We start from the raw sequence: 2,176 nt of genomic DNA, 5'->3' as shown, positions 1-2,176 counted from the left end.
CTTTAGGACCGGACAGACCTAGCCCGCCCGCACCCGGCCCCCCCCCGTAATCAACGCGCGCCCGCGGCCCCCGGACCGACCGCCCCCGGCGGGGGTTCGGGCGGGCGTGGGGGGCGCGGCGGGGGGCGGCCGGGGCGGCGTGAGATCCTGGAAGGCGACCCCCGGCCAGGAGCCAGGGGTCGCCCCCCAAGCCGCCGAGCCGGAAGAACACCGTGACCGTCACCGACCACAGCCAGCAGCTCATCACCGTCGCCGCGCAGGCGGCGGCCGACAAGCTCGCGCACAACATCATCGCCTTCGACGTCAGCGAGGTGCTGTCGATCACCGACGCCTTCCTGATCGCCTCCGCCAACAACGACCGCCAGGTCCGGTCGATCGCCGAGGAGATCGAGGACCAGCTGCGCGAGCAGCTGGACATCAAGCCGGTGCGCCGCGAGGGCGAGCGCGACGGCCGCTGGATCCTGCTCGACTACCTGGACATCGTCGTGCACGTCCAGCACTCCGAGGAGCGCTCCTTCTACTCGCTGGACCGCCTCTGGAAGGACTGCCCCGAGCTGCCGCTGCCCGAGGACGCCCTGGCCACGCGCAACCGGCCCGACGCCCACACCGACGAGGCCGGCAACGTCGTCGCCCCGGCCGACGACTTCGGCAAGCCCGAGGACCTGCACTGAGCCGGGACGGGCGGGGGCCGCGCGTCGTCTTCTGGCGCCACGGCCAGACGTCGTGGAACCTGGAGTCCCGCTTCCAGGGCACCACGGACATCGAACTGACCGACCAGGGCGTCCTCCAGGCCCAGCGGGCGGCTCGGCTGCTCTCCGGCCTGCGCCCCGACCTGCTGATCTCCTCCGACCTCACCCGGGCCAAGCGCACGGCCGAGGAACTGGCCGAGGTCACCGGCCTCGACGTGCAGCACCACGAGGGCCTGCGGGAGACCTACGCGGGCTCCTGGCAGGGTCTGACCAACGCCGAGATCCGCGACCGCTTCCCGGAGGAGTACGCGGCCTGGGCGGCCGGCGAGCCGGTGCGGCGCGGCGGCGGCGAACTGGCCACCGAGGTCGCCGACCGCTCGGTGCCGGTCGTGCTGGAGGCCGTCGACAAGCTGCCGGAGGACGGGACGCTGGTGGTGGTCAGCCACGGCGGCACCATCCGCACCATGCTCGGGCGGCTGCTGGACCTGGACCCGGTCCAGTGGGAGTGCTTCGGCGGGCTGTCCAACTGCTGCTGGTCGGTGCTCGGACAGGGGGCGCGCGGCTGGCGCCTGCTGGAGCACAACGCGGGCACGCTCCCGCAGCCGGTCATCGGCGACGACACCTGAGCGACGACGCCTGAGCGATGACGCCTGAGCGACGGGCGCGTCGCGGGGTGGGGTGGGGTGCGGGCGGGGTTGCGGGCATGCAGGGGCTTGCCGGGGGCTCGCCAGGGGCGTGCAGGGGCTTCGCAGGGGTGGATTTCGCAGTTCCGGCCCTGACCAGCTAGAGTTTTCCTCGTTCGCAGGGAAGGAACGCGGCCCGGAAGGGAAGCGGGAGATCCGACGACTGCGGGGCTATAGCTCAGTTGGTAGAGCGCTTGCATGGCATGCAAGAGGTCTGGGGTTCAATTCCCCATAGCTCCACTCCGCACCAGCGATCCTGTTCGATCAGGAGCGCCCGTGTCGCGGGGCTGTAGCTCAGTTGGTAGAGCGCTTGCATGGCATGCAAGAGGTCCGGGGTTCAATTCCCCGTAGCTCCACAGTAGTTGAGAGGCCGTCACCCATCGGGTGGCGGCCTCTCGCGTTGCCGGGCCTCTGCGGGTCTGCCAGTTCCCGTCGCCGGCCCGCCTCCGGGGTGGGGCGCGGGCCCCGGGGGCGGGAGCGCGGGTCTCGGGGTTGGGGGCGCGGGCTCCGGGGAGGGGGAGCGGGGGCCTGAGGGAGCGGGAACGCGGGCCCCCGGGAACGGATTCGTGGAGCACCCCCGGGACCGTGTAAAGTAGGCGATGTCGCCGAGGGAAACCGGACGGAAACGGCCGAAAGCCTCCGGTGACATCGCAGGTCAAGGGGCTGTAGCTCAGTTGGTAGAGCGCTTGCATGGCATGCAAGAGGTCCGGGGTTCAATTCCCCGTAGCTCCACAGCAGTCGAGGGCCGCCACCCGAAATGGGTGGGGGGCCAACCGCGTTCTGCGCATGGCACCCGCGGAACGG

At 71.6% G+C, this 2,176-nt stretch carries 2 protein-coding genes and 3 tRNA genes; all 5 read left to right on the top strand.

The window, feature by feature from the left end; genetic code table 11:
- The first annotated feature begins 212 nt into the window (after nucleotides 1-212).
- Nucleotides 213-671: a ribosome silencing factor gene (rsfS, locus tag ACFV6D_RS06550; protein ID WP_063347541.1), complete on the top strand. Its 459-nt coding sequence runs from the start codon at nucleotides 213-215 to the stop codon at nucleotides 669-671.
- Nucleotides 668-1,315 (top strand): histidine phosphatase family protein, encoded by a 648-nt coding sequence (locus ACFV6D_RS06545; RefSeq protein WP_063351096.1) that lies wholly within the window; start codon nucleotides 668-670, stop codon nucleotides 1,313-1,315. The genes rsfS and ACFV6D_RS06545 overlap by 4 nt, the downstream gene beginning before the upstream one ends.
- A 224-nt stretch (nucleotides 1,316-1,539) precedes the next feature.
- Nucleotides 1,540-1,612: transfer RNA gene (locus ACFV6D_RS06540), tRNA-Ala, on the top strand.
- Nucleotides 1,613-1,655: 43 nt separating this feature from the next.
- Nucleotides 1,656-1,728 (top strand) — tRNA-Ala (locus ACFV6D_RS06535).
- Nucleotides 1,729-2,031: 303 nt separating this feature from the next.
- Nucleotides 2,032-2,104 (top strand) — tRNA-Ala (locus ACFV6D_RS06530).
- Nucleotides 2,105-2,176: the final 72 nt, after the last annotated feature.

The sequence above is a fragment of the Kitasatospora sp. NPDC059812 genome (assembly GCF_042732075.1).
Lineage (GTDB): Bacteria > Actinomycetota > Actinomycetes > Streptomycetales > Streptomycetaceae > Kitasatospora.
The sequence above is the reverse complement of the archived record's forward strand: the minus strand, read 5'-3'. Positions and strand labels throughout refer to the sequence as shown.